The 7187-nt window shown below is 35.1% G+C and carries 4 protein-coding genes; all 4 read left to right on the forward strand.

Annotation, left to right across the window (positions count from 1 at the left end):
* Positions 1-352: 352 nt before the first annotated feature.
* The gene (locus tag AC06OU_RS18295) at positions 353-2077 is read left to right on the forward strand and encodes a putative bifunctional diguanylate cyclase/phosphodiesterase (protein WP_475857656.1); all 1725 of its coding nucleotides are present in this window, start codon (positions 353-355) and stop codon (positions 2075-2077) included.
* The gene (locus AC06OU_RS18300) at positions 2077-3204 is read left to right on the forward strand and encodes a THUMP domain-containing class I SAM-dependent RNA methyltransferase (RefSeq protein ID WP_475857657.1); all 1128 of its coding nucleotides are present in this window, start codon (positions 2077-2079) and stop codon (positions 3202-3204) included. The genes AC06OU_RS18295 and AC06OU_RS18300 overlap by 1 nt, the downstream gene beginning before the upstream one ends.
* A 57-nt stretch (positions 3205-3261) precedes the next feature.
* A complete protein-coding gene (locus AC06OU_RS18305) occupies positions 3262-5163 on the forward strand; it encodes an ATP-dependent DNA helicase (RefSeq protein ID WP_475857658.1) in 1902 nt (633 codons plus the stop codon).
* A gap of 182 nt (positions 5164-5345) precedes the next feature.
* Positions 5346-7187, forward strand: a 1842-nt coding sequence (locus AC06OU_RS18310) for a DUF7852 domain-containing protein (RefSeq protein ID WP_475857659.1), incomplete at its 3' end; no start/stop codon positions are given.

A 7187-nucleotide genomic window follows, 5' to 3' on the forward strand; every position in this document is an offset into this window, starting at 1 on the left:
GAGTGAGAAACCCAAATTATGGTAGGGGCATTTTCTTGAAGGAATTGAACGGATAGAAAAACAGATATTAATCTGTAGATAGATGATTGCCATCCACATACGTACGAGGTAGTACACCGTTTGAGTACCGTGGAAACAAAACATGGCTTATTGAGTTTATGAGTGGCTATAATTAATAATACGAAAAGCTCTCCAATCACGGAGAGCTTTTCTTTTCTTGACTACATATTTTATCATTAAAGAGAGTAAAACCTCACCCTATACTATTATTTATCTCAGGTAGCTTGATTGATGTTTAATGGAATTGTATTTTATCATCGAGTGAGTACTGAGGGGAAGCAGGTCTTAGAGAGTGAAAAAAGAGCAACATCCCGAAAGCTTTTCTTTGTACCCAAAAGAGCTAGTAGAGAAAGTATTTAATTCCACTACTGAGGGTATTATGATTACGGATGAACATTTAAAAATTACATTAGTGAATGCTGCCTTTCAAGCGGTTACTGGATATAGCTTGGAGGAGGTTAGAGATCAAACTCCTAGCATTTTAAAATCCGGAAAGCAGGACAAATCATTTTACGAGTCCATGTGGAAAGAGTTAGACAAAAAAGGAACTTGGCAAGGTGAAATTTGGAACAGACGGAAGAATAGTGAAGTATACCCTGAGCACTTAAAAATTACTAGAATTCAAAACGAACTAGGCGAAACTACAAATTATTTTGGGGTGTTTTCTGATATTTCCATAAAAAAAAGTGCAGAAAAAGAAATAAAGACATTAACTACAACGGATTTTCTCACAGGTTTACCTAACCGATTCTCTTTTAATGAATTGTTTTTACAGTTGATAGAAAAGTCGACTCCAAATAGCTTCAGTGCACTATTGTTTATCGATTTAGATCGTTTCAAGCAAGTGAATGCATCACTTGGAAATGAAATAGGAGATAGAATTCTAGTTGAATTTACGAAACGCGTTAGACATATAACACCAATGGACAGTATCTTGGCAAGGTATGGGGGAGACGAGTTTTTACTTGCACTTTCACATATTAAATCACATATTGATGCTGGCCAAATTGCTATTGAAATTATTAAAATGCTAAGCAAGCCATTTATAATATATGATTTGGAGATTTATTTAACAGCTAGTATAGGAATCAGCTTTTTTCCTCAAGACGGACAAGAAATAGATGAACTTATTCATAAGGCAGATAAGGCAATGTACTTTGCTAAGCATAATGGCCGTAATCAATATGCATTTTACTTTGAAGATTTGAAGAGAGATTCGAAAAGGCAGCTGTTACTAGAGGCTGAACTGAGAAAGGCGATACAAGCAAATGATTTCTCCGTCCATTACCAGCCTAAAGTTTCCTTGGAAACAAAAAACATTATTGGAGTAGAAGCTTTAGTAAGGTGGGAAAATGATCAGGTAGGTACTGTATCTCCAGCAGAGTTTATACCACTTGCTGAAGAAACCGGTCTAATCATCCCATTAAGTGAGTTAATTATAAAAAAAGTATGTTTAGATATCCTTGAATGGAGAACACTTGATATTAGTAATATTTCAGTATCCATTAATATTGCATCTATACATTTTCAACAAGATAATTTTATTGAAAGAATAAACAACTTGGTAATGCAATATAATTGTAGTCCACAGCAGCTTGAATTAGAATTAACTGAGCGCACTATTATGAAGGATTCTAATAATATTATATCTAAGCTTATAAAGCTTAAAAGTAATGGATTTAAAATTTCTATTGATGATTTTGGGACAGGATACTCGTCCTTGAGTTATTTAAACCAATTTCCTATAAACTATTTAAAAATTGATAGAAGCTTTATTCAGCACATAACTAACTTAAAGGATAAACAAGCAATAGTGGAATCTATTATTTTAATGTCACATCGTTTGAATATTAAGGTTGTAGCTGAAGGTGTAGAAACGAAGGAACAAGTAGAAATTCTAAAGGAAATGAATTGCGATATTATCCAAGGATACTATTATAGCAAGCCAGTTCCAAGTAAAGGGCTAATGGATTTCTTAGAGTTATGGGAGATTCATAAGCAAGAAGGGAAGGTATAATGACAACATTTAAATTAGTAGCTACTGCTGCAATGGGGCTAGAGGCAATCGTTGCAGAAGAAGTAAAAGCACTAGGATATGAAACAACAACTGAAAACGGAAAGGTATATTTTGAAGGAGATGAAAGAGCAATTGCAAGAGCTAATACATGGCTACGAGTTGCAGACCGTGTAAAGATTGTAGCTGCTCAGTTTCCTGCTAGAACCTTTGATCAATTGTTTGAGAATACAAAAGCGATTCAATGGGAAAAGTTCCTCCCTGTAGATGCTGCTTTTCCTGTACAAGGCAAATCAGTCAAATCAACATTATTTAGTGTTCCTGATTGTCAGGCAATTGTTAAAAAAGCGATTGTTGAAAGATTAAAGCTAGCCTATAAACGTATCGGATTTTTAGATGAGTCCGGGGCTACATACAAGATAGAAATTAGTATATTGAAGGATGTAGCTACTATTACCATTGATACTAGCGGAGCAGGACTGCATAAGCGCGGTTACCGACATGGTCAAGGGGAAGCACCTTTAAAAGAAACATTAGCAGCAGCTTTAGTTAAAATCTCTAAATGGAGTCCAAATAGACCATTTGTTGATCCTTTTTGTGGTTCCGGTACAATTCCAATTGAAGCAGCCATGATTGGACAAAATATTGCTCCAGGATTTAACCGTGATTTTCATAGTGAGGCTTGGGCTTGGATGCCTCAAAAAATTTGGGATGATGTAAGAAATGAAGCTGAAGATTTAGCCAACTATGACCAACCTTTAGAAATAATTGGTTCAGATATTGATCATAAAATGATTCAAATAGCAGAGCAGAACTCTTTTGAATCAGGCTTTGCTGATTTAATCAGCTTTAAACAAATGCAGGCAAGCGACTTCTCTACGGACCTAATGGATGGCGTGATGATTGGTAATCCACCGTACGGAGAGCGTATAGGCGAAATAGAAGAAATTGAGAAAGCTATTAGTGACTTAGGGCATATGATGGAAAAATATCCTTCTTGGTCAGTTTATATGTTATCTTCCATGGAGAATTTTGAAAATCTGTATGGTCGTAGAGCAACGAAGAAACGTAAATTGTTCAATGGGTTTATAAGAACAGATTACTATCAGTTTTGGGGTAAACGTTCATAACAGTAGGGGAGACTAAGCTCTCCCTTGCTGTTATATTATATTTAAGGGAGTTAGAAAATGAAGCAAGCTTTACCATTTAAATTATCTAAGGACCGTTCTTTCTTTGAATCATTAGGAGACTGGATGGGAGACGTGTTATACGATGAATTACCCGAAAAAGGATTTGAATGTCGTGATGAGCAAATTTTCATGGCTTATCAAATTGAAAAAGCTTTAAAAGAGAAAAATGTCTTGTTTGCAGAGGCTGGAGTAGGTACAGGAAAGACGATAGCTTATCTACTACCTGCTATTTCTTATGCGAGATATACTGGAAAACCAGCACTTATCGCCTGCGCTGATGAAACACTAATAGAGCAGCTAGTAAAAGAGGCTGGCGATATTTTTAAGTTACAAAATTATTTAGATATAAAAATAGATGTAAGATTAGCTAAATCACGCAATCAGTATTTGTGTCTAAAAAGACTAGAAGAGGCTCAAAAAAATGGAGAGAATGACTTCTTCATAGAAGAAATTGAAGATGGTGTTCCTGATTTCGTTTATGGTTCTTCTTCTCTACAAAGCATATTCCCTTTTGGTGAAAGAAGCCAGTTTCCTGGAGTTTCGGATGTAGATTGGCAAAAAGTTAACTTCCATCCTACTCAACAATGTACAGTTTGCGATTTACGCAATCGATGCGGGCAAACTATTCACCGCCAACATTACCGGGAATCATCTGATTTAATCATCTGCTCACATGACTTTTTAATGGAGCATCTTTGGACAAAAGACTCTCGCATTCGTGAAGGGCAGCTACCTTTTTTACCTGAAGTCTCTATGATTGTACTGGATGAAGGACATCTGTTAGAATTTGCAGCTCAAAAAGCACTTACATATGAAGTGCAGAGTGAAACACTTATCCGTTTACTAGAACGGGTGATGGTTGACGGTGTCCGAGAAAAAACGTTAAATCTTATGGAAATACTTCAAAATACACATGAGAAAATTTTTAGTGTATTAAGAGTTGGTAGTTTTGCTGAGGAAACCGAACGTATGAAAATTGATAAGTCACCTCAACTAATACAGCTATGTAAGCAGGCGATCAAAATTACAGACGACTTGCTTGAGGAATTTGTATTTGAATCGGAACTGTTTACGATTCCAGAATATGAGCTAAGAATGGTAGAAGAATTTTTAGAGCAGTATTCATTCTCGCTAAGGCTGTTTACGGAAAAAGGTGATGGGGTTGAATGGCTGGAAATAATCGATGGCTATGAAACACTTATTATTATGCCAAGGCTAGTAACGGATATTTTAAACGAAAAGCTTTTTAGTACTAAACTGCCTGTCATTTTTTCTTCTGCAACCTTATCCATAGAAAAAGATTTTACTTATTTGGCAGATTCTTTAGGAATTGAGAAGTATCAATCATTTTCTGTACCATCACCATTCGACTATGATGAGGTTATGAAAGTTACAGCTCATCATGTTAGTCAGGCAGAAAAAGTTCAAGAAACCGATAAAATATTGGATTCTACTAGTCAAACACTCATTTTGTTTAAGTCTAAAGCTGCGATGGATCACTTTAGAGCATCGACTCAAGCCAAGGACATTGCTTTTGAAGGGGATCGTGAACTTTCGACAATTGTGAAGGAATTTCAAAATGGAGAATTCTCTACCCTTTGTTCTTATCATTTGTGGGAAGGCTTAGACTTGCCTAAAGAAGCTTTAACTCGAGTAATTATCTATGATCTGCCATTCCCACCAGTAGATCCATTATTCGATGCAAAACGTTCGTTTTCTAACAATCCCTTTGAAGAAGTAGAATTACCGTTTATGCTTCTTCGACTTCAACAGGGAATAGGTCGTCTTATCCGTACGTCTGAGGATCACGGTGAAATTCACCTTCTTCTAAATGAGTCAGAAGCTTTAATAGAAGATCGTTTTGCACGTGTCTTACCTACGACCATTTCAAATAAATAATACTAAAATTTAACCTTTTACTTTATAGAATCGCCATTAAATTACTCGAATTCCTCCTAATTATAAGGAATTTGTGAAATCATATGACGATCTTTGAAGTAAAAGGTTTTTTTTTGAACGAATTCCTTCTAACTGAATAATATAAATAATACAGGGCAAACGTCTCAAGTAATAAGAGAAAGGTGGGGTTAATCATACAAAATATAGAGGATGGAGTTGTCTTTACGAAAGAAGAGGCTGTGACATTTAGTATTGCTAGTGACTTTCACTATAACAATTCAGAGGGAAAGTTGACTGTTCCTTGGTTTGATTATGGGGCTTTCGTTGAAATAAGTAACAATCAAAAGAAATGTATATGCTTTTCAGTTTCACAACCATTAGAATCGGCTCAAGTGGAATGTGATGAAGAAGTATCAGAAGATGATAGCATAACTGAAATAGAAGAAGTATATGCGTCTGATATTAAAAAAGTAAAAAGACGTACATTCAAAAGAAAACGGCGCAGACGATTTATAGCCACAGTACCATCTGAAGATAAGATTATGATAAATGGCCCTCAAGAAAATACAAAGGAAAATAGTTTAGTCAATTTTTTAAGGGAAGAAAAAAATTCACTTAAGCCATACTATCTACTATCAAATAATAAAAAGAAAATTAAACAGCCAAATTCACTAAAGTATATTAGGGCTTATTTGCCAACACCGATACGTAAAATAAATCCTGTATTAGAATTTGAAAATGCAGATTATAATCATGAATTAGAAGTGATGGCTTATATTGAGTCAGAAGAAGAACCAACAGAATGGAATGCCACAGAACAAACACCACTCCAGGATTCTTCCTTCTTTATTGAGGCGCAAGCAATCGAGATACCTTCCCAACAAGAAGATTCAAAAGAAGAGGAATCTATAGAAGAAACAAACATGCCTACAATACCTGCCTACGACAGTAAAGAGGAGATGTTAGTTTTAGGAAGTGATGAAGATTATTCTTCCATAGAAATTGGTCATGAAATAGAAACATTAGATTCCATAACTAAAGAATTAGAATTTAAAGATATAGAGTTAGAAATTGAAAATGAAGATAGTATAAGATTTATCGAAGACAGTCTTCGAGACATGTATTTGTCTGTAATAATCAATAGCCTGAAAAAAATTATTGCTAGTAAAGAAGAGGATGAAAGTGACGACTTTTTCAACACTTTAACAGATAACATTCTCCAGGACCATCAAGAGGAAGATATATCTACTATAGAAAAAGAATCTCTTTTAGAGGAAGAGGAGGAGATATTGCTAAATAACTTAGTGGCAGAAGAAGATTCTCAAGAATCAGAGGAAGTAAATTACAAGGCAAAAGCGTCCACGTCTAATATAAAAACAAAAACCATATATATCCCGTTTTCTACCTACGTAGATATTGAAGATTTTATGAACCCTGCACTTTATGGTAGTGCAAAGCAAGAAGGGTATAATTTTTTACCTACAAACAACGATCATTTCCCACTTTTAGATACAGTATTTTTTGATAGTATGTACTTTTTTCAAGAAGATCTCTATTGCCACCTGTTAGGTTATAAAGTGCATGAAATTCTCTTTTCTGTTCATAACAATGAATCACAAAAACTTTCTGTAGCACAAAATAACCTATATAAGTCACAAGTTAAAGTTAGACACAATTCAGGACAAAAGGAAAATAAGCTACCGTTAGCGGTGCATATTAAGGTGCCTGTAATTATAGGGGAGTATGATGTTGAAATAAGCTTAAAACGAGCCTTGGATTTAGAAGAAAGAGTAGTTAATATTAAAGAATTAACAAAGGATATTCAATTGGCTTCGTGTAAATTCATACCTTCTTCTTTCGAGCAATCCAATGAAGAAGGTGTCCAACAAGCAACGAGAGGAAAGCTATTAATAGAAGGGACTATTATACAAAGAATTGAATATACCGTGTTGTCGGACAGCGAGGAAAGGCTAAGAAAAGAAGATTTACCACCTGAATCGTCTAAGGTGCAACAAAATGCTGTA

The organism is Psychrobacillus sp., from assembly GCF_056205495.1.